At 69.2% G+C, this 18,405-nt stretch carries 18 protein-coding genes; 9 read left to right on the forward strand and 9 right to left on the reverse strand.

The annotated features are described in order from the left end of the window. Positions 1 to 172 precede the first annotated feature (172 nt). Positions 173 to 3,532 (reverse strand): BTAD domain-containing putative transcriptional regulator, encoded by a 3,360-nt coding sequence (locus ACFY2X_RS46615; protein ID WP_389951737.1) that lies wholly within the window; start codon positions 3,530 to 3,532, stop codon positions 173 to 175. Positions 3,533 to 3,710: 178 nt separating this feature from the next. On the opposite strand from ACFY2X_RS46615, the gene ACFY2X_RS46620 reads away from it, so the two are divergent. Beyond that, entirely contained in the window at positions 3,711 to 4,406 is a 696-nt protein-coding gene (locus ACFY2X_RS46620) for a DUF4386 domain-containing protein (protein WP_389951739.1), read from the forward strand. Positions 4,407 to 4,434: 28 nt separating this feature from the next. Here ACFY2X_RS46620 and ACFY2X_RS46625 read toward each other — a convergent pair whose 3' ends face one another. From ACFY2X_RS46625 to ACFY2X_RS46635, 3 genes are read right to left on the reverse strand one after another with little or no spacing between them, the layout of a single operon-like run. After that, positions 4,435 to 5,271, reverse strand: a complete 837-nt coding sequence (locus tag ACFY2X_RS46625) for a carbohydrate ABC transporter permease (RefSeq protein WP_389951741.1) — start codon at positions 5,269 to 5,271, stop codon at positions 4,435 to 4,437. After that, positions 5,265 to 6,158, reverse strand: a complete 894-nt coding sequence (locus tag ACFY2X_RS46630) for a carbohydrate ABC transporter permease (RefSeq protein WP_389951743.1) — start codon at positions 6,156 to 6,158, stop codon at positions 5,265 to 5,267. Before ACFY2X_RS46630 ends, ACFY2X_RS46625 begins: the two co-directional genes overlap by 7 nt. Continuing rightward, complete coding sequence (locus ACFY2X_RS46635) at positions 6,155 to 7,468, reverse strand: ABC transporter substrate-binding protein (protein WP_389951745.1); 1,314 nt, start codon at positions 7,466 to 7,468, stop codon at positions 6,155 to 6,157. Before ACFY2X_RS46635 ends, ACFY2X_RS46630 begins: the two co-directional genes overlap by 4 nt. A 239-nt stretch (positions 7,469 to 7,707) precedes the next feature. Here ACFY2X_RS46635 and ACFY2X_RS46640 point away from each other — a divergent pair, with 239 nt between their 5' ends. From ACFY2X_RS46640 to ACFY2X_RS46650, 3 genes are read left to right on the forward strand one after another with little or no spacing between them, the layout of a single operon-like run. After that, the gene (locus ACFY2X_RS46640) at positions 7,708 to 8,709 is read left to right on the forward strand and encodes an SIS domain-containing protein (RefSeq protein WP_389951748.1); all 1,002 of its coding nucleotides are present in this window, start codon (positions 7,708 to 7,710) and stop codon (positions 8,707 to 8,709) included. Positions 8,710 to 8,715: 6 nt separating this feature from the next. Further along, positions 8,716 to 9,603, forward strand: coding sequence for a PfkB family carbohydrate kinase (locus ACFY2X_RS46645; RefSeq protein ID WP_389951751.1), 888 nt, complete (start codon positions 8,716 to 8,718; stop codon positions 9,601 to 9,603). A gap of 12 nt (positions 9,604 to 9,615) precedes the next feature. Next, positions 9,616 to 10,713, forward strand: coding sequence for a LacI family DNA-binding transcriptional regulator (locus tag ACFY2X_RS46650; protein WP_389951754.1), 1,098 nt, complete (start codon positions 9,616 to 9,618; stop codon positions 10,711 to 10,713). Between the two features lie 59 nt (positions 10,714 to 10,772). Here the strand turns inward: ACFY2X_RS46650 and ACFY2X_RS46655 are convergent, their stop codons facing one another. From ACFY2X_RS46655 to ACFY2X_RS46665, 3 genes are read right to left on the reverse strand one after another with little or no spacing between them, the layout of a single operon-like run. Continuing rightward, entirely contained in the window at positions 10,773 to 11,228 is a 456-nt protein-coding gene (locus ACFY2X_RS46655) for a DUF6463 family protein (protein ID WP_389951756.1), read from the reverse strand. Next, positions 11,225 to 11,842: a DUF2867 domain-containing protein gene (locus tag ACFY2X_RS46660; protein WP_389951757.1), complete on the reverse strand. Its 618-nt coding sequence runs from the start codon at positions 11,840 to 11,842 to the stop codon at positions 11,225 to 11,227. Before ACFY2X_RS46660 ends, ACFY2X_RS46655 begins: the two co-directional genes overlap by 4 nt. Then, positions 11,839 to 13,770 (reverse strand): fumarylacetoacetate hydrolase family protein, encoded by a 1,932-nt coding sequence (locus ACFY2X_RS46665; protein ID WP_389951759.1) that lies wholly within the window; start codon positions 13,768 to 13,770, stop codon positions 11,839 to 11,841. Before ACFY2X_RS46665 ends, ACFY2X_RS46660 begins: the two co-directional genes overlap by 4 nt. Positions 13,771 to 13,860: 90 nt before the next feature. Between ACFY2X_RS46665 and ACFY2X_RS46670 the strand changes: the two genes are divergently transcribed. Together ACFY2X_RS46670 and ACFY2X_RS46675 are read left to right on the forward strand one after the other, a co-directional pair. Next, on the forward strand, positions 13,861 to 14,427 hold the full coding sequence (locus ACFY2X_RS46670) for a TetR family transcriptional regulator (RefSeq protein ID WP_389951762.1): 567 nt from the start codon (positions 13,861 to 13,863) through the stop codon (positions 14,425 to 14,427). 307 nt (positions 14,428 to 14,734) lie between these two features. Next, complete coding sequence (locus tag ACFY2X_RS46675) at positions 14,735 to 15,082, forward strand: DoxX family protein (protein WP_389951764.1); 348 nt, start codon at positions 14,735 to 14,737, stop codon at positions 15,080 to 15,082. A 90-nt stretch (positions 15,083 to 15,172) separates the two neighbouring features. Here the strand turns inward: ACFY2X_RS46675 and ACFY2X_RS46680 are convergent, their stop codons facing one another. Continuing rightward, the gene (locus ACFY2X_RS46680; protein WP_389951767.1) at positions 15,173 to 15,751 is read right to left on the reverse strand and encodes a TetR/AcrR family transcriptional regulator; all 579 of its coding nucleotides are present in this window, start codon (positions 15,749 to 15,751) and stop codon (positions 15,173 to 15,175) included. A gap of 68 nt (positions 15,752 to 15,819) precedes the next feature. Here ACFY2X_RS46680 and ACFY2X_RS46685 point away from each other — a divergent pair, with 68 nt between their 5' ends. From ACFY2X_RS46685 to ACFY2X_RS46695, 3 genes are all read left to right on the forward strand, one after another. Then, complete coding sequence (locus tag ACFY2X_RS46685; protein ID WP_389951770.1) at positions 15,820 to 16,287, forward strand: cupin domain-containing protein; 468 nt, start codon at positions 15,820 to 15,822, stop codon at positions 16,285 to 16,287. 55 nt (positions 16,288 to 16,342) lie between these two features. Continuing rightward, positions 16,343 to 17,551, forward strand: coding sequence for an amidohydrolase family protein (locus ACFY2X_RS46690; RefSeq protein ID WP_389951772.1), 1,209 nt, complete (start codon positions 16,343 to 16,345; stop codon positions 17,549 to 17,551). Between the two features lie 140 nt (positions 17,552 to 17,691). Further along, positions 17,692 to 18,063 (forward strand): DUF4345 family protein, encoded by a 372-nt coding sequence (locus ACFY2X_RS46695; RefSeq protein WP_389951775.1) that lies wholly within the window; start codon positions 17,692 to 17,694, stop codon positions 18,061 to 18,063. Between the two features lie 159 nt (positions 18,064 to 18,222). Here ACFY2X_RS46695 and ACFY2X_RS46700 read toward each other — a convergent pair. Next, positions 18,223 to 18,405, reverse strand: a 183-nt coding sequence (locus ACFY2X_RS46700) for a zinc ribbon domain-containing protein (RefSeq protein WP_389951777.1), incomplete at its 5' end; no start/stop codon positions are given.

An 18,405-nucleotide genomic window follows, 5' to 3' on the forward strand; every position in this document is an offset into this window, starting at 1 on the left:
AGATGCGCGACACCGACGAGGACGTCTTCCGCGCTGCGGAAGAGCTCGGCATCGACCTGTCTCGGCGCGAGCCGAGCAGCGTCGAAGAGGTCTGACGGTAGATTGGCGACCCGCGCCGGTAATGGCGCGAACCGGCGCGCGTTGCCTGATCAACTGCAAGATTCGCAGGCGGTCAACTGGCCGAGGTTTCTGGCTGCGCGCTCGGCCGGGCGAGTTCCACGAGGACGTCACGCATGTATATGAGGGCGGCGCGGTCGTCGATGTGGTGCGTGGACACCGGCGTCGGATCCGAGCCGTGCCGGACACTGGCAGCGATCTTGTTGGCGGCTTCGGCGACGAGCGTCCGGGCGGCCAGGGCGCCGAAGTCGTTGGCCGCCTCAAGATACCCGAGCATGTGGGCCGCCTCCGCGATCCGGTCGATCGCGGCCGTCATGTTGATGAATTCGATGCAGATGATACTGGCGGCGATCACGTTGTCGGTCTCGATCAGCTCGTCGATGTGGGACCGGAGGAGCTGAAAGGCTCGCAGCCGGTCGCCTCGCCGGAACACGGACCGGGCCTCGGTGGACTTGTTGGCCGACAGCGTGCCCGTGGGGACGTCGACGCGGGCCGCCTCGTCGAAACACCGGTCGGCCTCGTCGTGCCGGCCCTGGAACGAGGCGGAGTAGCCGAGGGTCTGCAGCGTCCAGTGCAGGAGGGTCGGCGGACCGTTGATCCGATACCGATCCGCCAGGGCCGAGACCGACGTGTCGACCTGCTCGAAACGTCCGATGCCCAGTAGTGTCCCCGCCGACGTCATCTCAAGGAACGCCGCAAGATCCTGCTCACCCTGGCGGCGTAGATCGGCCACGGCGTCCGGCAGGCACCGCCACAGGGCCTCGCCGTCACCGGTTGCGTACGCGTGCGCATAGCGGCTCAGCGGCCGGCCCGGTTCGCCGCACCGGTCCGCCACGTGGCGGTAACCTGCCGGGTTGGCGTTCTGGGTGTAGCGCTCGGCGACCCAGACGAGCCAGAAGGCACGAAGGTCCTGGTCCTCCGCCGATGTCACGGCCAGGATGCGCTCGGCCCAGCCGCCGATCTCCTGCCGTCCCCGCAGGGGGAGCTCCGTAACGATCGGCCGGATCAGCGCGTCGGCCAGTCGCGGGTCTCCGGCCGCACACGCCCACGTGACGGCCGCACGCAGATTCGCCCACAGATCGCCGAGGCGAGCGACGCCCTCGGCCTCGCCCGGTCCCGTGAGCAGGCGATGGATGTCGGTGACTTCGCGCAGGCACCAACGCGCGTGGAGTCCGGCGGCCAGGTCGGCATGCCCACGCTCACGCAGGTGCTCGGCGGCGAACTGGCGTACGGGCTCCAGCAGCCGGAAACGCCGGCCGAACGGTCCGAAGTCGACGGTGACCATCGACCGCTCGACCAGGTCGCCCAGAAGGTCGTCGATGTCTTGGTCATGGGCGACCGCTTGCGCCGCGCTGAGGTCGAACGGCGCGTTGAAGACGGACAGGCGTTGGAACAGCGTTTGCTCGGCCGGCGTGAGCAGGTCGTAGGACCATTGAATGGCCGCCCGCAACGTGCGATGCCGCGCGGCGCCGGTGCGGCGGCCACCGGTCATCCGGAGACGATCGTCAAGCCGGGCGACGAGGTCGACCGGCCGGTGGCTTATCGTCCGAGCGGCGGCCAGCTCGATGGCCAGCGGTATGCCGTCGAGCCGGCGGCAGATCTCCTCGACGTGACGATGGTGCGCACGCGCATCGTAGGTCCGATCGGCGGCGAGCGCGCGGGTGTGGAACAGCTCGGTACTGGCGGCCGGATCCAGTGGTTCCACGACCAGGACCTGTTCGTCTCCGACGGCGAGGCGTTCCCGTGCGGTGGCCAGCACGCGCACCTGCGAGCAGCCCGCCACGATGGCCTGTGCGAGCTTGGCCGCGCCGTCGATGACGTGTTCGCAGTTGTCGATGAGCAACAGCGCCGGGCGCGATCGCAGGACCGCGACGATCGATTGGGTCAGGGTGTGTCCCGGGCGCTGCGCGACGCTCAACGCGTCGGCGACCACGCGGGGCACGTCGGCCGGCGATGTGATCTCCGCCAGCTCGATCAGCCACGCGTCCCACCCGTGACCGGCGGCCGCCGTACGGGCCGCCGCCAGCGCGAGCTGGGTCTTGCCGATCCCTCCCGGTCCCACCAAGGTCACGACCGGGGACCGCGCGAGCGCGTCGGCGACGGCCGGCAGGTCCTCGTCGCGGCCGATGAGGCGGCCCACGCGAAGGGGCAGGTGATCCCGCCGGGTCCCGGGTAACCGGATCGGCGCGTGCTCGCCCTCGCCGATCTGGACGATGCGCTGGTCGCCCGGAGCGCCGTCCAGGCAGAACCAGCCGAGATCGTGCAGGTCGCTCCGGTCCAGCAGACCGGCCGTCGCCCCGGACGCCAGGGTCTGCCCGCCATGGCCGGCGGTAGCGATACGCGCGGCCAGATGCACCGCGGCGCCGACGTACCCCGCGGCCACCTCCTCGGACTCGCCGGTGTGCAGGCCGATCCGCAGGCCTGGCTCGATGCCGTCCGGCCAGCGTTCGCCGGCAGCCGCCCGCTGCAGCCGTGCCGCCCACGCGGCGGCGTCATCGGCTCGGTGGAAGGCCACCCCGACCGACTCGGCGCCGGCGGCGAAGACGTGGCCGTCGTGCAGGTCCGCCGCCGCCCGGACGAGCTGGTCCAGGCGGGCCATCGCCGCGGTTGCCGCCCGATGCGTCGCCCAGCCGGTCGCCGAGTGGGCGACCTGCGCGAAGCCGAAGGTTACCGTCCCGCTCGGACGGCGTGGCGGCGCGTGCTCCGGCGCGGCGCGTCCGCGCAGCCGCTCGTCGTGATCGAGGATCCACGACTCGAGCTCACGCAACTCCGGCCCGGGTTCGACACCGAGCTGCGTGACGAGATGGTGCCGGGCCCGCCGGAAGGCCGCGAGGGCGTCGGCCTGGCGGCCCACCCGGTACAGAGCCGTCATCAGCAGGGCCCAGAGACCTTCGCGTAAGGGATGGCGCTCCGCGAGCTCCGCCAATGAACCGATGACCTCCCGCGGGTCGGACTCGACACGGCGTTCGAGGCCGGCCTCGACGGCGCTCAGCCACTGCTCGGTCAGACCGGCTACCGCCGCCGCGAGGCCGGGCGCGTCCAGACCGGCCAGGGGAGTCCCGCCCCACTGCGCGAGGGCCACGGTGAGATCACCCTCGCGGAGGTATCGGCGAAAGCGCGTCACGTCGACCGCGTCAGGCGCCACGTCGAGGCGGTAGGCGGCACCGACCCGCACGATCGTGCCGGAACCAAGGCTCTTGCGCAGTTGGGCCACGTGCCACTGCAGAGTCTTGTTCGCCGTTCGCGGGGGTGCGTCACCCCATACGAGCTCCACCAGGCGCGACACCGCCAATGGCGTCCCGGGCGACAAGGCCAGCGCCGCGAGCACCGTCTGCGACTTCGCCGAGCCGATGTCGACCGGCTCGCCGTCTTCGGTAGCGACGCGGACACCACCGAGCAGACCGATCTGCACCACAGAGCTGCTCCCGGATGTTGACCTCCGCTGAGACTGCCACAGGCCCGGACACCCGGCAAGCCCGCCCCCCACCGCCCGCACACCGGGAGCCCACCGTCAGCACACCGGTGTCGGCGACCATTGGCGCGGTGGCCACGACAGGCCAGCGGGAAGAGCATCGGACTGACGGAGCGAGGATATGTACAGGCAGACGACGGCACGGGTTGTGGGTTCCCTTTTCCTCACCGCGACGGCCGCGGGAGTGCTCAGCGCGGTCCTTCTCGGGCCGCTCGGCACCCTGCACTCACCCCGATCCATCGCCGACAGGGCACATGGAATATCGGCGGGCGCCCTCATGGCGCTGGTCATGACCGTCGCGATCGCGTTGATCCCGCCGACGCTGTTTCCGGTTCTCCGGAAACACGGCGAGGCACCCGCGCTCGGCTACGTCGTCGCCAGGATTCTTGAGGTCGTTCTCCTGCTTCCCGCCACCGTCGGTCCTCTCATGCTGGTGGCGCTGAGCACCACTCAATCGGGTGCCGGCACACCTGACAATGCGTCGCACCTGGATACCGTCCGGGCATTGACACAGACATACGATATGTGGGGCCACGCCAGTAGTGCGGTCTTCTTCTGCCTCAGCGTCCTGCTCCTCAACTACCTGCTGTACCGGTCAAGGCTCGTTCCCCGGTGGATATCCGGCTGGGCGCTCGTCGCGGTGGCACCGTACCTGGCCGACAGCCTCCTCGTGATGTTCAATCTGCTCGCCCCGTCCTCGGCGACCCATGTCATTCTTTTCTTCCCGCTGGCGCTGAACGAAATGGTGCTGGCGGTCTGGCTGCTGGCAAAAGGATTCAGGACACCGCCGCCGGCGCTCACCGCTCATGTCGTCTGACCTGCCGGGGGACAGGGGCGTCATGGGCTCACTTTCCGATGCCGTCGGCGAGGCCTTTGACGATGTGGCGCTGGCCGAGGAAGAACAGCAGCACCACGGGAAGCGCGGCGATCGTCATCCCGGCGAACACGACCGGGTAGTCGGTGCCGTGCTTGCTCATCAGGCTGGTGAGTCCGACCGGCAGGGTCTGCACGCCGCTGCCGCTGGTGAAGACCATCGCGAAGAGGTACTCGTTCCACGCGAACAGGACGTGCAGCATGACGGTCGAGGTGATGATCGGCTTGCTCATGGGGAGGATGACCCGCCAGAAGGCGGTCCAGCGGCCCGCGCCGTCCATCTCCGCGGCCTCGTCCACCTCGCGCGGCAGGTCGATCATGTAGGCGCGGATGAGGAAGGTGGTGAACGGGACGCGGAAGGCGGTGTACAGGATGAGCAGCGCCCAGAAGCTGTTGTAGAGCCCCATCGCCTGGAACATCTTCACCAGCGGCACGAGCGCGACGGTGGGAGCCAGCATGAGCCCGCCGAGGATCACCCCGGTGACCGCCTTGTTGAAGGGGATGCTGACGCGGGTCAGGCCGTAGGCGGCCCAGGCGCTGAGGAACACGGTGGCGATCGTCGAGGTGACGGTGACCAGCACGCTGGTGATCAGGTAGTTGTCGACCCCCCTGTTCCAGGCCTTCTGATAGTTGGAAAAGCTCCAGTCGACGGGCAGGGCGAACGGGTCGCCGAACAGTTCGGCGTTGGTCTTGAACCCGTTGAGCACCATCCACAGCAGGGGGTAGAGCACGACGACCGCGAGGGCGAGCAGGAAGGCCCACATGAACACCCGGGCGATCACGCCGAGAAAGCTCAGCCGCTTCACCATTCCACTCTTTTCTTCCGCGTGAACCACAGCTGCGCCATGGCGACGCCGAGCGTGATGACGAAGATCAGCGTGGCGATGGCGGCGGCGTAGCCGAAGTTGTTGCGCACGAAGCCGCTGCGGTAGAGCCATGTGCCCATGACCTGGGTCGAGTTGTTCGGGCCGCCGCCGGTCATGACCATGACCTCGTTGAACACCTGGAACGCCCCGGAGATGGTCACCATCGTCATGAGGCCGGTCATCTCGCGGACCAGGGGAATCGTCACGTGCGTGAAGCGGCGGATCGGCCCTGTGCCGTCGATGGCGGCGGCGCCGTACAGCTCGGCGGGAATGCGCTGGATGGCGACGGCGAACAGCAGCGTGGAGTAGCCGAATCCCTGCCACTGGCTCATCGCGATGATCGCCGGCATCGCCGTGCTCTCCTGGCCGAGCCATGAGTGGTTGAACCGGCCCAGGCCCGCCGCCTCCAGCGCGTGGTTGAGCGGGCCCAGGCTCGGCTCGTAGATGAAGTAGAACAGCAGGCCCGCGACGGTCAGCGAGATCGCCGAGGGGATGAAGTAGATCGCCCGCAGGCAGCGCCGCCATCTCTCGCCGCGGACGCTCTCGATGAGCGCGGCCAGCACGAGCGCGCCGAACACCTGGAACACGATCGAGATCACCGCGTACAGCAGATTGTTGCCGAACGACGACCAGAAGACCGGATCGTCGAGCAGCTTGCGATAGTTGTCGAGTCCGACGTACTCCTGGCCGCCGCTGTAGATGTCCCACTTGAGCGTGCTGAACCCGATGTTCTGCACGAGCGGCAGGTAGACGAACACCCCGACCAGCACGAGGGCCGGGACGACCCACGCGAGCCCGGCCGCCCGTCGAGCGATGGCGCGCACGGTCACGTGGCCGATCGCGAGGCCTGGCGCACGCTCTGGAGCACCTGCTCGGGTGTTGTACCGCCGCTGATGAGGGCCTCACCGCCGGCCAGCCAGGCGTCGGCGACCTCGGGAACGGTGACCATGTCGAGCCAGCTGGCGAGCCGGGGCGCGGCGTTGACCAGTTCGATGCCGTCGAACACGGCCTTGCTGGACGTCTCCGGCGTGACGGCGCCGACAACCGTGCTGGGCTGGCCGTACGGGGGAGAGGACAGGGTTTTGGCGTTCTCTGGCCGGGTCACGAACTTCATGAAGTCGACGGCGAGCGCGGCGCGCGGGGACCTGGCGTTGATCAGGTAACCTTCGGGCGCGCCCTCGATGACCTTGGGGTTTCCCGCGGCGCCGGAGGGGACGGGCAGGGGGAAGATGCCGAAGTCCTTGGCGTCGAGGCCCCGGCCTGCCGTCGTGCTGTCGAACTCCAGGATCTCCTGGTAGTACATGGCGGCCTTGCCGCTGGCGAAGGCCTCCTGAGCCGAGGTGTACAGCACGCCGTTGGTGCCGCTGCCGGTGTCGGTGCAGTCGGTGACGAGAGTCTTGAACTGCTTGAGCGCGGCGAGGTAGCCGGGGTGGTCGAGCTTGGCCGTGGCGGGGCGGACGTCGGCCTCGCGGGTCTCGTCGGGCACGTTGTAGGCGAACAGCTGCTGCAGGTAGTGCAGCGCGGGCCAGCCGTCCTTGTTGCCGAACGCGATCGGCTCGTAGCCGGCCTTGCGCAGCGCCCGGCAGCTGCCGACGAGCTCCTCGAACGTGGCGGGCACCTTGACGCCCGCCTTGGCGAAGGCGGCCTTGTTGTAGCCCATGAACTTGCCGTTGTTGTAGAGCGGGATCCCGTAGTACTTGCCGTCGAAGGCGAAGGCGGACAGTGAGGCCTTGCTGAAGGTGCGGCCCCACTCGGTGTCGGGGCCGATCACCTTGGTGAGGTCGGCCGCCCTGCCGCCGCGCACGAAGTTCTCCGCCCAGTTGCCCGTCCAGGTGAAGTAGACGTCGGGCAGCGCGTCGGAGGCGGTCAGGGTCTTGGTCTTGTCCTTGATGCTCTGGTCGGTCTCCTGGATGAGCTCGACCTTCACGCCGGGGTTCTGCTTCTCGTATGCGGCGGCGAGCTTTTCGAAGTACGGGCTCAGCGGATCGCCCGCGAACTTGGTCAGGACGCTGAGCGTGCCGGAGAACGCCGGTGCGGCCGCGACGTCGGCTGCCGGAGCCTGTGCCGTACCGCCTGAGCACCCGGCGACGGCGAGCGAGCCGGCCAGTACGGCCAGCGTCGTCAGTGAGCGAGGACGCATGGGCTTCCTTTCTCTCGGGGGGAGAGGGGATCACCAGTGCCTCGGCACCTCGGATCCGCGTGGTGAGGGCCGACTGTACAGCGGATCTGATACCGGTACCAGAGGGAATCTGGAAAGATCTTCCTTTCGCGTCAATCCCTCATTGCCTGCTGAACAGTTGACGGAGATGGTTTCGCTGTGTCAGCGTGATGGCCGCGTGATACCGGTATCAGATCGGCCACTTCGAAAGGACCCGAAACATGCTCGGCTTCAACGAGCCCCAGTTCCTCTCCCAGCTGGCGAGCACGGTCGCCCTGCGCCCGCAGATCGAGGAGCTCGTCGACCGCCTCGTGGAGGAGGGGTTCGACAATCTCCTGCTGGTCGGCGCCGGCGGCACCTACGCGCAGATGTGGCCGTATGAGCACCTGGCCAGGCGTTCCTCCCGCCTCGCCGTACGAGCGGCGATCGCGGCCGAGCTGATCGCCTCGGGCGACGCGAGCCTTGGCGAGCGCACCGTGGCGATCTTCACCTCGGTGTCGGGCACGACCGACGACAGCGTCCGCGCCATCGAGTACTGCAAGGCCAAGGGCGCCTACACGATCGGTTTCACCGGCTACCCCGACTCGCCCGTCGCCACCAAGGCCGACGTCGCGCTTGTCTCCGAGCCGAAATCATGGCCCTTCGATCCCCAGATGCTGCTGTTCATGGGACGCCTGCTGTCGCGCAGGGGAGAGTTCGACGGCTACGACAAGCTCGCCGACGAGCTCGCCGGCATCCCCGGCGTCCTGCTTGAGGTGGCCAAGCAGGCCGAGCCCGCGGCCGCGGCCTTCGCCGAGGCGCACAAGGACACCGGCTACCACTTCCTCGTCGGCGGCGGGAACCTCTGGGGGTTCACCTACCTCTACTCGATGTGCATCCTTGAGGAGATGCAGTGGCTGCGCACCACGCGGGTGCACAGCGCCGAGTTCTTCCACGGCTCGCTTGAGCTGCTCGAAGAGGACACCAGCGTGATCGTCTTCCAGGGCGAGGACGAGACGCGCGCCCTCACCGACCGCGCCGAGTCCTTCGCCAGGCGCGTCTCCAAGGACGTCACCGTCTTCGACACCCGCGACTACCCGCTCGACGGCATCAGCCCCGAGTTCCGCGGCCTGCTGGCGCCGCTCGTGCTCGACACCGTGATGGGACGGGTGAGCAAGCATCTGGAGCGGGTGCGCGACCACTCACTCGACCTGCGCCGCTACTACCGCGTCATGGACTACTGAGCCTCGATGAGAGTCCTCGGCTTCGGCGACAACATCGTTGACCGGTTCGTCGACCGCGGCATCGACTATCCGGGCGGCAACAGCGTGAACGTCGCCGTCTACGCCGACCGCCTCGGCGTCCAGGCCTCCTATCTCGGGGTCTTCGGCGACGACGACCTCGGCGGCTTCCTGCGCGAGTCGATCGCCGCGCAGGGCGTCGCCGTCGACCGCTGCGTCGTACGGCGGGGCGAGACCGGCGTCTCCACCTTGCGCGTCGACGACGGCGACCGGGTCTTCCTCGGATGGAACGGCGGCGGCGTCACGGTGCGAGAACCGCTCGCGCTCGACGGCGAGCTGCTCGCCTACGCCTGCTCCTTCGACCTGGTCCACTCCAGCGTCTACTCCCGCAGCGAGAGCGAGCTGCCCAAGCTCGACACGCTCGTGAGCTTCGACCTGTCGAGCGAGGAGGACTACCGCAGCCCTTCCTACCTCGACCGCGTCTGCCCGCACGCCGACCTGGTGCTGCTGTCGTGCTCCCACCTCGACGAGGCCGCCACCCGCGACCTGCTCGCCGACGCCGTCCGGCGGGGCGCTGGCCTGGCGCTGGCCACCCGCGGCGTGGACGGGGCGATCGCCCACGACGGCCGTGTCACCGTCGCGGCCCCCGCCCGCCCCGTCGAGCAGGACACGGTCGTCGACACCATGGGCTGCGGCGATGCCTTCCTGGCCGGCTTCGCCGTCTCCCTGCTGCGCGGCGGCTGGTCGGCCGGCCGGCGGCCGCCGGAGAACCTGATCGAGCGAGCCCTGCGCGACGGCGCGGACAGCGCCTACGAGCAGTGCTTCGTCGAAGGCGCGTTCGGCCACGGCAGGCCCGTCGTGGCTAGCATGTGGCCAGCCGCCGAACGCGAGAAATGAGGGACGCCATCCATGTCAGCTGACCGGGGCCGCGCGGCGGGGCCGCCGACGATCTCCGAGGTGGCCGCCGAGGCCGGCGTCGGCCGCGCCACCGCGGCCCGGACGCTCGGTGGGTACGGATACGTCAGCCCCGAGTTGCGGCAGCGGGTGCTCGCCGCCGCGGAGAAGCTCGGCTACCGGGCCAACGCGCTGGCACGCAGCATGTCGACCGGCGTCAGCCACACCCTCGGGGTGATCGTCGCGGACATCGGCAACCCGTTCTTCGCCGGCGTGGTGCGCGGCATCTGCGACACCTCCCGTGCCAGGGGCTTCGACACGATCGTGCTGAGCACGTACGAGGACCTCGACGAGGAGGTCGCGGCGACGAACGTGCTCATCGACAAACGCGTCGACGGCTTCATCGTCGCCTCGGCCGCGATCGGCAAGGGCGAGGTCGCCCACATCAAGGCGGCGGTCAAGCGCGGCATCCCCGTCGTGCTCGTGGACCGGGCGGTCGCCGCGCTCGACCTGGACGCCGTCGTCATCGACAACCGTGACGCGGCCAGGGAGGCGGTCGAGACGCTGATCGCGGCGGGTCATCGCAGGATCGGCTTCGTGTGGGGGCCGCCCACGCCCGAAGCACCCGCGACCAGGCGCGGGCTGCTCGCGGAGGCCTCGCGCAACCTGTGGACCGACGGCGAGCGGCTGCGTGGCTACCTCGACGCGCTCGACGACGCCCGCATCCCCTTCGATCCCGAGCTCGTGATGGTCGGGCGTAAGACCGAGGAGCGGGCGACGGAGGAGGTCACCCGCATGCTCGCCCTTCCCGACCGCGTCACCGCGGTCTTCTGCACCGAGACCGACGCCGTGACCGGGGCGCTGCGAGCGCTGCGCACGGCCGGGCTGGCCTGCCCGCGTGACGTGGCGTTGATCGGCTTCGACGACAGCTCGTGGGCGGCGGTCATGGAGCCGCCGCTGACCATGATCGAGCAGCCGGTGCACGAGCTGGGGGCGAAGGCGGCCCAGGTGCTGCTGGACACGATCGAGGGCGCGCAGCCGCGCGGCGAGATGCACACGCTCAAGTCGCGGCTGATCATGCGATCCTCGGTCGCCCCGCCGTCGACGTCCTGAGAGCGGGCCAGGTGGCGCGCCGGTTCTTCAACCCCGCCACCGCCGCCGGCGGGCGCGAATCACGCCAGGTCCATCTCCCGGTCTCGGGCCGCTCCCGGCCGATCTTTCTTCCGCGCTGCCAAGATGATGAGTGCCCCGGAGATGACCCCGGCGAAGAACGGGGACGGCACAAGAAGGACGCCGCCTAACGCACACCACGTTGCGACGCCCCAGCCGACTCCGGCGGGCACGGCCACCCCGCGTCCGGCGAGGTGCCATATCAGGCAACCCAAGAGAATCAGGGGTACGGCGAAGCTTCCCGGACCGGACCAGAAGGTGACCTTGTTCTGAAGGGACTCCACCGTCTGAACGGTGCCTCCGTCCGCGAGCTCGAGCGGGACGGCTGCCCACATCCCCCGATCCACCCAGCCGGTGACGTCCTCCCAGGCGACGAGCGCCAGCAAGGACAGGTGCCCTATTCCCAGCACGAGCATGATGCCGCTCGCCCAGCGGAGCAGTCGCTTTCCGGATTTCATCGTGACTTCCCTTCTTCATACTCCGCCTCCGCGTGATCGCGGTGGCGCCAGGCTCCTTCCCACTGCCGGGTCAGGGCTGGGTAGACGATGAGGTATCGGAAAGGCGCGATGGCGGCCATGTAGAGCCATCCGAACCGTCCGTTGGGCTTGACGAGGACGGTCATCCGCAGCTCATAGTCGCCGTTCGCGCCTTGAACCCAGCCGAGATGCATCAGGGTGTGCACGGTCTTGTTCGCCAGCTCGCGAACGGCCTCCATGTCGAGCTCGTAGACCGCTTTGAGAGGCATGTTCTCGTTGTCCGGGCCGCGGGGAGCGTCGCGGAGGTCGCCGGGCAGGCGGTCGCGGAGCGAGGCAACCCGCGCACCGACACCCGCTGATGGTTTGTCCCAGCCGAGGAGTGCGCCGAGCTTCCATCGGATGGCGAACAAGAACTTCACCAGCGGGGGTTGCCTCGCCATTCCGCCCTCGGCCTGCAGCGCTGCGAGCATGGTCGGGAAGTCGTCAGGCCCGGCTCCGGGAGTGCGGAACGACCACACATCCTCGACCGAGAAGTCACTCGTGAGTTCGTGGACGCGCCACGGGAGGGAGGTGTACGTGCTCTTCGGAAGCCTCACGCAAGCCCCCTTTCGGCCATCATGGCCATCAGCGTCATCTGGTCCAGATCGGGTGTGGCGGTGGGGTCGAGTTCGCGGTAGCGGCGGTGGAGGTTGACCACGATCCGCTCGGCGTCCAGCCAGGTGGCGTACTCATCGAGATCCACCGTCTCGATCGCCTCGAAGAAGGACAGGCCGCGGGCGTGGGCGGCGTCCGCCTGCTCGACCACGTGGGCGAGGTAGCCGCGCACCGCGCGAATCCCGTCGGGGTCGGTGACCGGGCCGTGGCCGGGGACGATCGTGCCGGCTCCGGTGGCGATCATCTTGTCGCAGGCGGTGATCCAGTTGGCGATCGGGCCGCTCCACACGATCGGGGTGCAGCCGACGAACAGCAGGTCGCCCGCGAAGAGCACGCCCGCGTCGGGCACGTGCACGACGGAGTCGGCGCCGGTGTGGGCGGGGCCGAGGTTCATCACGCGCACCTCGCGGCCGCCGATGTCCAGGGTGAGCTCCCCGTCATAGGTCAGGTCGGGCAGCCGCAGGCGGATGCCGCTGAAGTCGAAGGCGGCGAAGCGTTCGCGGAAGTAGGGAGTCGCCGGGCCGATGTCCACGACCTGGGTGGCGGTCAGCATCTCAGGAGGCATCTCGTGCCGCATCTCCGTGCAGGTGGCCTCCGCGGCGACGATCTGGATGCGCTCGCCCAGTAGCTGGTTGCCGTGGGTGTGGTCGCCGTTGGAGTGGGTGATGACGGCATGGGTGAGCGGGTGCCGATCGGTGATCTCGCGCATGGCGTCGAGCATCTCGGCCGTCAGCGGCAGGTCGAACAGGGTGTCGACCAGGAGGGAGGCGCCCTCGCCCGCGATCAGGCCCGCGTTGCTCCAGCCGTACCCGCCGTCGGGCAGCAGCCAGGCCCACACGCCCGCGCCGACCTCGTGCAGCCCGCGCGTGTAGGGCAGCTTCGACGGGGCGCGGTTGACGCGCGGGCGGGGTGGCCGCCTGTCGGGGTTGCGCCGGGGCGCCAGCGGGTACGGAACGGCGGACGCGCGGACGGCCTGGCGGGTACGGCCCAGCCCCTCGACGGTCAGTTCGACGACGTCGCCGTCCCGCAACCAGCCGGGGAAGGCGGCCGGATCGGCGAGGGACAGGTGCTCGATGAGGCAGCAGCCGGGCACCGTTCCAGAGCCGAACACGTCACCGGGCATCAGGTCCACGCCGCGCGAGGCGTAGGAGATGACCTCGCCGAAGCTCCAATCCATGGCGTCGGTACGGCCCGAGCCGATGGTCCTGCCGTTGACGGTGGCCTCGACCCGCAGGGCGAGCCTGCCGTCGCGGCGGTAGGGCTCAAGCTCGTCGGGGGTGACCAGGAACGGGCCGAGCGTGGTCGCGCCGTCCTTGCCCTTGGCCTGGCCGATCGCCAGCGGTGTCTCGCGCAGCTGCAGGTCGCGTGCCGACCAGTCGTTGTAGATGGTGTAGCCGATGATGTGCTCCTCGGCCTGTTCCGGCGTGAGGTCCCGGCCGCCCGGTCCGATGACCGCGGCGATCTCCAGTTCGAAGTCGAACCAGGCGCTGCCGGGCGAGATCGTCACGTCGTCGTACGGGCCGGCGATGGTCGAGGGGCAGGCGAAGTAGAAGGCCGGGATCTGGTACCAGGCGTCCTTGAGCGTGCGCGGCTGACCGGCGGCCTGCTGGCAGTTGCGGATGTGGTCCAGGAAGCACAGGCAGTCGCGGATCGAGGGCGGGCGCGGAATCGGCGCGCGCAGCCTGGCCCCGGCCAGCGGAACCGTCTGCGCCTCCGACGCCAATGCCGCCTCTCCTGCCGCCCGCAGCCCCTCCGCGCCCTGGCCGATGAGCTCGATCAGGCTGACGCCCGGCGCGACGGGATGGATCCGGTCCTCTCCGATCACCCCGACACGGTCTCCGGTGTCCGTCGCGTAGGTCACCCAACGCATGGAGAACCCCCTTGTTTCTATGTTGACTGACACAGGCTATACCTATTGGCATTTGCTCTGCCATCCGGCATGCCTGGTTTGATGGTCCGCATGGCCACGCGACGTATCCAGAGAACTGAGGAGAGCCGCCGACTGCTGGTGACGGCCGCCGCCGAGCTCTTCGCCGAGAAGGGATACCGGCAGACGAGCTTCATCGACATCGCCGACAAGGCCGGCATCAGCCGCGGCTCCATCCCCTGGCACTTCGGCAACAAACTGGGCCTGCTGGAAGCGGTGCTCGACGAGCAGCTCCACACCGTGCTGACCGCTTTCGCCCTGCCCGCCGGGGAACGCCCCGTCGATCCGCTGGACCAGGTCGTGGACTTCATCCGCCTGCCTGTCACCCGCTTGTTCATCACCCTGCTCGCCGAGGCCGTGGAAGTCGACTCGCCGATCCGCGAGCACTACGCGCGGCTCCACGCGGCACTCCGGCAGGGGGTGCAGGCCCGGATACCGGCGGAGGCGGTGCCCGCGGGAACCACCCCGGAGGCGTTCACGGTCCTGCTGGTGGGAGCCGTCATCGGTGTTCACGCCCAGTGGCGGGTCGCTCCCGAGGCGGTGGACCTCGAGGCCGTCTACGCCACGATCCGCACCCTGCTACCGGAGAACCTCGGGTAGACCTGACGCCGCGGTCCGGGTGCGCCGTGCCCGGATCTCAGCCGCTGTTCCCGACCGCGCGGGCCGGGCTGAGCCTGCGGTCCGTCCAGCCGGCCGGTCATCGCGATCGTGTGCACGGTGCCCGAGGTGCACCCGCAGGCCGGAGCCGTCGGCGTAGGCGGCGTGCGCGGAGAAGTCGGTTCCGCCACTGAAGATGTTCGCTCTTCCTGTCACATTCGCGTGCTGCGCGGGGTCGAGACAGTGACGGGTTCGAAACACCCGGCCGGAGCGAGCGCTACCGGCAGCCGCCTGATGAGGAGCATCTCTGATGTCCACCGCCTACGTCGTCGTCACCATCCTGGCCGCCCTCTGGGTGGGTTTCTCGGCCTTCTCCCTCCTTCGCCGCGCCGAGTGGGTCGTGAAGTCGCTGATGGACTACGGCGTTCCCCGCTCGTGGTGGACCTGGCTCGGCGCGGCCAAGGCCGCGGGATCCGTGGGCCTGCTGGTCGGCCTGTTCGTGCCGGTCGTAGGCGTCCTGGCCGGGATCGGCCTGGTGCTGTACTTCGCCGGAGCCGTCGTCACCGTGCTCCGGGCGCGCTCGTACTCGACCGTCGTCTTCCCCCTGCTGTACCTGGTACCGGTGGCCGCCGCCCTGGTGCTGGGGTTCGCCGCCTGAGCGCCGCCACGACCCCTGGTTCGTCGTTCCTCGACCCCACCGCCTCGATGGCCGGGCACCCCGACGACAGGGGCCCGGCCATCGCCGGACCTACGACGCCCTGTTCTCGGCGCGGCCCATTCCCCCGAGCGCGATGTCGATGAACCGGCGCCAGTCGCCGATTCCCTGCCGGCTGATGGCAGCCACGGCCCCGGTGAGCATGTAGAGGTCCGCCACCGTGGCATCGGCGCGGAGGGTGCCGTCGGCCCGGCCGCGCTCGACCAGTGCCTCGCCGAAGGCGAGGAGTTCGGCGCCCACCTCGCCGCGCGGCTCGGTGGAGCCCAGCGTCGCCTCGATGACGCTGGACACTCCTCGGCCCTGCTCGTGCACTTCCGCGACCCGGCGCAGGAAGCAGGCCAGAGCCTGCCGCGTGTCGGGGTTGGGCAGGCACTGCTCCCGGGCGAACACCAGGATGCCGGCGAACCGCTGATCCGCGACAGCCTCGATCAGCGCCTGGCGGGTCGGGAAGTGGCGGTAGACGGTGCCGATGCCGACGCCGGCGGTCTGCGCCACCTCCGACATCTGCACCTCGCCCCCTCGTTCGCCGAACAACTCGCAGGCCACCTGCAGGACGCGGCTGCGGTTGCGGCCTGCGTCGGTGCGGGGTTTGCGAGCGGCTTGCTTTGACATCTCCGGTGGTCCTCTGTCTAGACTTCAAAGCGGAATCGGATTCCGAGTCCGCTTTGAAAGGATACCTCATGCCCGAAGACCGCTTCATCCTCCTCAAGGCCGGCGAGGCACGGCCGGGCCGCGTCAAGGTGCCGCCCGCGTTCGCGGTCAAGGCCCGCACCACCGACACCGAAGGCAGGTTCTCCCTGCTGGAGGTCGTCGTGGCCCAGGACGTCCCGCGCCACGTCCACCACAAGGCCGACGAGAGCATCTACGTGCTCGACGGAGAGCTCCTCGTCGACTTCGACGACCGGACCCACATCGTCACCAAGGGGCAGTTCGTCCTGCTACCCCACGGCGTTCCGCACGCCCTGCGCCGCGGCTCCACCCCACCCCCGCGAGTGATCCAAATCTCCTCCCCGGGCGGCTGGGAGTGCCTCATCGAGGACCTGATCGAGGCCAGGCCGGGCATCACCACGGGCGGCGAACTCGATCCGGTCAAGCTCAACCCCATCGCCGCCAAATATGACGTCACCTACGAGGTGCCCGGCCACTGACCCCACGGTTCGACACAAGCCGTTTGCGAATCATCTGTGACCAAGGAGAGCTATCGTGCGTACCCTCATCCGTGACGTGCGCGTCTTCGACGGCGCGCGGACCGTTCCCCGCACCGACGTCCTGATCGAAGACGACCGGATCGCCGAATACGACGGCCGCCGCGCGGACATCGAACTGGACGGCTCCGGCAAGACACTGCTTCCCGGCCTGGTCGACGCGCACACCCACGTCTTCGACGGCGACCTCGCCCAGGCGCTGACGTTCGGCGTAACCACCGAGCTCGACATGTTCTGCCTTCCGCCGAACCTCACCCGGCAACGCCGGTACGCCGCCGAAAACGACGACGTCAGCGACATCCGCAGCGCCGGCGTCCTCGCCACCGCCCCCGACGGGCACCCGTCCCAGGTCATGGCCGCCGCGGCGGCCCTTGAGCACCTGGGTGACGCGGTCGGCCCCTTCGAAACGATCGGCGGACCCGATCAAGCCAGGGCGTTCGTCGATGCGCGTCTGGCCGAAGGCATCGACTATCTCAAGATCGTGATCGACGACGGGTCGGCATCCGGGATGCATCTGCCGGCTTTGGGACCGGACACCGTGGCGGCTCTCGTGGACGCCGGGCACGCCGCCGGTCTCCTGACCATCGCACACGCCGTCACCGCCAAGGACACCGTCGTCGCCCTGGACGCGGGCATCGACGGTATGGCCCACGTCTTCTCCGACATCGGCTCCGGCGACCCGGCCGCCGAAGAGCTGGCCGCCACAATCGCCGCCCACGGAGCCTTCGTGATCAGCACGCTCTCCTACTTCGAAACGCTCACCGGCGACGGTGGCGTCGAACTCGTCCGCGACGAGCGCATCGCCTCACGGCTGTCCGAGCAGCAGAGAGCCTCCATCGACCGAGATTCCACGGGCGTGCCGGTACACCAGGATGGCGCATCCAACGCCGTGCACGCGGCCCGGGCACTCCACCGGGCAGGCGTGCCGCTGCTGGCGGGGACGGATGCGAACATGATCGCTCCGTTGCACGGCGCCGGCATGCATCGTGAGCTGGTACTGCTGACCATGGCCGGACTGACCGCAGAGCAGGCGCTCGCCGCGGCCACCAGTGTCCCTGCCCGCACCTTCGGGCTGACCGACCGCGGACGGATCGCCCCCGGTCTGCGAGCCGACCTTTTGCTGGTGGACGGGGACCCGACCCAGGACATCACCGCCACCCGATCAATCGTGGACGTCTGGCGCCGGGGTGTACGACAGTCCCGCTAGCAGTGATAGGAGGAGGCCAGAGTCGATGGCGATGGTGATGACTCCGCCGGAGTCGTAGCAGGTTCATGAAAGCGGTGTGGAGCGCATAGCGGCATCCTGTCCTTTCCGAACAGGCTGTTATGCATGCAGGGAGCACACGCATGGCCACTGTCGTGATCGCCGTGGTGGCGGTCTTTTTCCTCGGGATGGGCGTGTACGGGCTCGTCGCGCCCGCCGCACTGATCAGGCCGTTCCGGATCGTGGCGGACTCGGCCGAGGCCCGGACCGAGATCCGGGCCGTGTACGGAGGTTTCGGCGTGGCCGTCGCCGGGTTGCTGGCGGCGGCGGCGACCGATGCCGGCGGGATCCGCCGGGGCGCGGTCATCTCGGTCGCCGTGGCCCTGCTGGGGATGGCGCTCGGACGGCTGGTGGCACGGGTGGTCGAGCGACCGTCGGCGTTCTATCCCTCCTGGCTGTACTTCTGGGTGGAGATCGCTGGCGGTGGCGCGCTGCTGGCTACCGCCGGCTGGTGAGAACGGTCGGCGGGATCATCGTCCTCCTCCGGACGCCGGGTCCGGTGAAGCCCTCCTGGAATCCAGACACCGGATTGTCACGTTGCGGGCGAGCAAGGCGCTCGGGGAAAGACCGAACAGAGCGTGACTCCTCCGCTCCCTGAAGGGAGCGGCTTCTCGCTAAGCCGCTTGCGCAGCCCGGCGAAGGGCAAGCCCTGCCCGGAGAATATTGCGGGCCGCGTTCACATCGGCGTGCGCGGCATGCCCACACGCCGTACACCGGAACACCGCCTGGCTGACACGGTTCTCCGCAGCGCAGTGCCCGCAGCGCGAGCAGGTGCGGGAGGTGTTGGCGGGGTTGAC

It is taken from the genome of Streptosporangium sp. NPDC000396 (genome assembly GCF_042898655.1).
GTDB lineage: Bacteria > Actinomycetota > Actinomycetes > Streptosporangiales > Streptosporangiaceae > Streptosporangium.

Excerpts from the sequence above, each read along its gene's own strand:
- ACFY2X_RS46695 (WP_389951775.1), top strand. The coding sequence starts at position 17,692 with ATGGCCACTGTCGTGATCGCCGTGGTGGCGGTCTTTTTCCTCGGGATG.
- ACFY2X_RS46645 (WP_389951751.1), top strand. The coding sequence starts at position 8,716 with ATGAGAGTCCTCGGCTTCGGCGACAACATCGTTGACCGGTTCGTCGAC.
- ACFY2X_RS46675 (WP_389951764.1), top strand. The coding sequence starts at position 14,735 with ATGTCCACCGCCTACGTCGTCGTCACCATCCTGGCCGCCCTCTGGGTG.
- ACFY2X_RS46650 (WP_389951754.1), top strand. The coding sequence starts at position 9,616 with ATGTCAGCTGACCGGGGCCGCGCGGCGGGGCCGCCGACGATCTCCGAG.
- ACFY2X_RS46680 (WP_389951767.1), bottom strand. The coding sequence starts at position 15,751 with ATGTCAAAGCAAGCCGCTCGCAAACCCCGCACCGACGCAGGCCGCAAC.
- ACFY2X_RS46640 (WP_389951748.1), top strand. The coding sequence starts at position 7,708 with ATGCTCGGCTTCAACGAGCCCCAGTTCCTCTCCCAGCTGGCGAGCACG.
- ACFY2X_RS46655 (WP_389951756.1), bottom strand. The coding sequence starts at position 11,228 with ATGAAATCCGGAAAGCGACTGCTCCGCTGGGCGAGCGGCATCATGCTC.
- ACFY2X_RS46625 (WP_389951741.1), bottom strand. The coding sequence starts at position 5,271 with ATGGTGAAGCGGCTGAGCTTTCTCGGCGTGATCGCCCGGGTGTTCATG.
- ACFY2X_RS46670 (WP_389951762.1), top strand. The coding sequence starts at position 13,861 with ATGGCCACGCGACGTATCCAGAGAACTGAGGAGAGCCGCCGACTGCTG.
- ACFY2X_RS46665 (WP_389951759.1), bottom strand. The coding sequence starts at position 13,770 with ATGCGTTGGGTGACCTACGCGACGGACACCGGAGACCGTGTCGGGGTG.
- ACFY2X_RS46685 (WP_389951770.1), top strand. The coding sequence starts at position 15,820 with ATGCCCGAAGACCGCTTCATCCTCCTCAAGGCCGGCGAGGCACGGCCG.
- ACFY2X_RS46635 (WP_389951745.1), bottom strand. The coding sequence starts at position 7,468 with ATGCGTCCTCGCTCACTGACGACGCTGGCCGTACTGGCCGGCTCGCTC.
- ACFY2X_RS46620 (WP_389951739.1), top strand. The coding sequence starts at position 3,711 with ATGTACAGGCAGACGACGGCACGGGTTGTGGGTTCCCTTTTCCTCACC.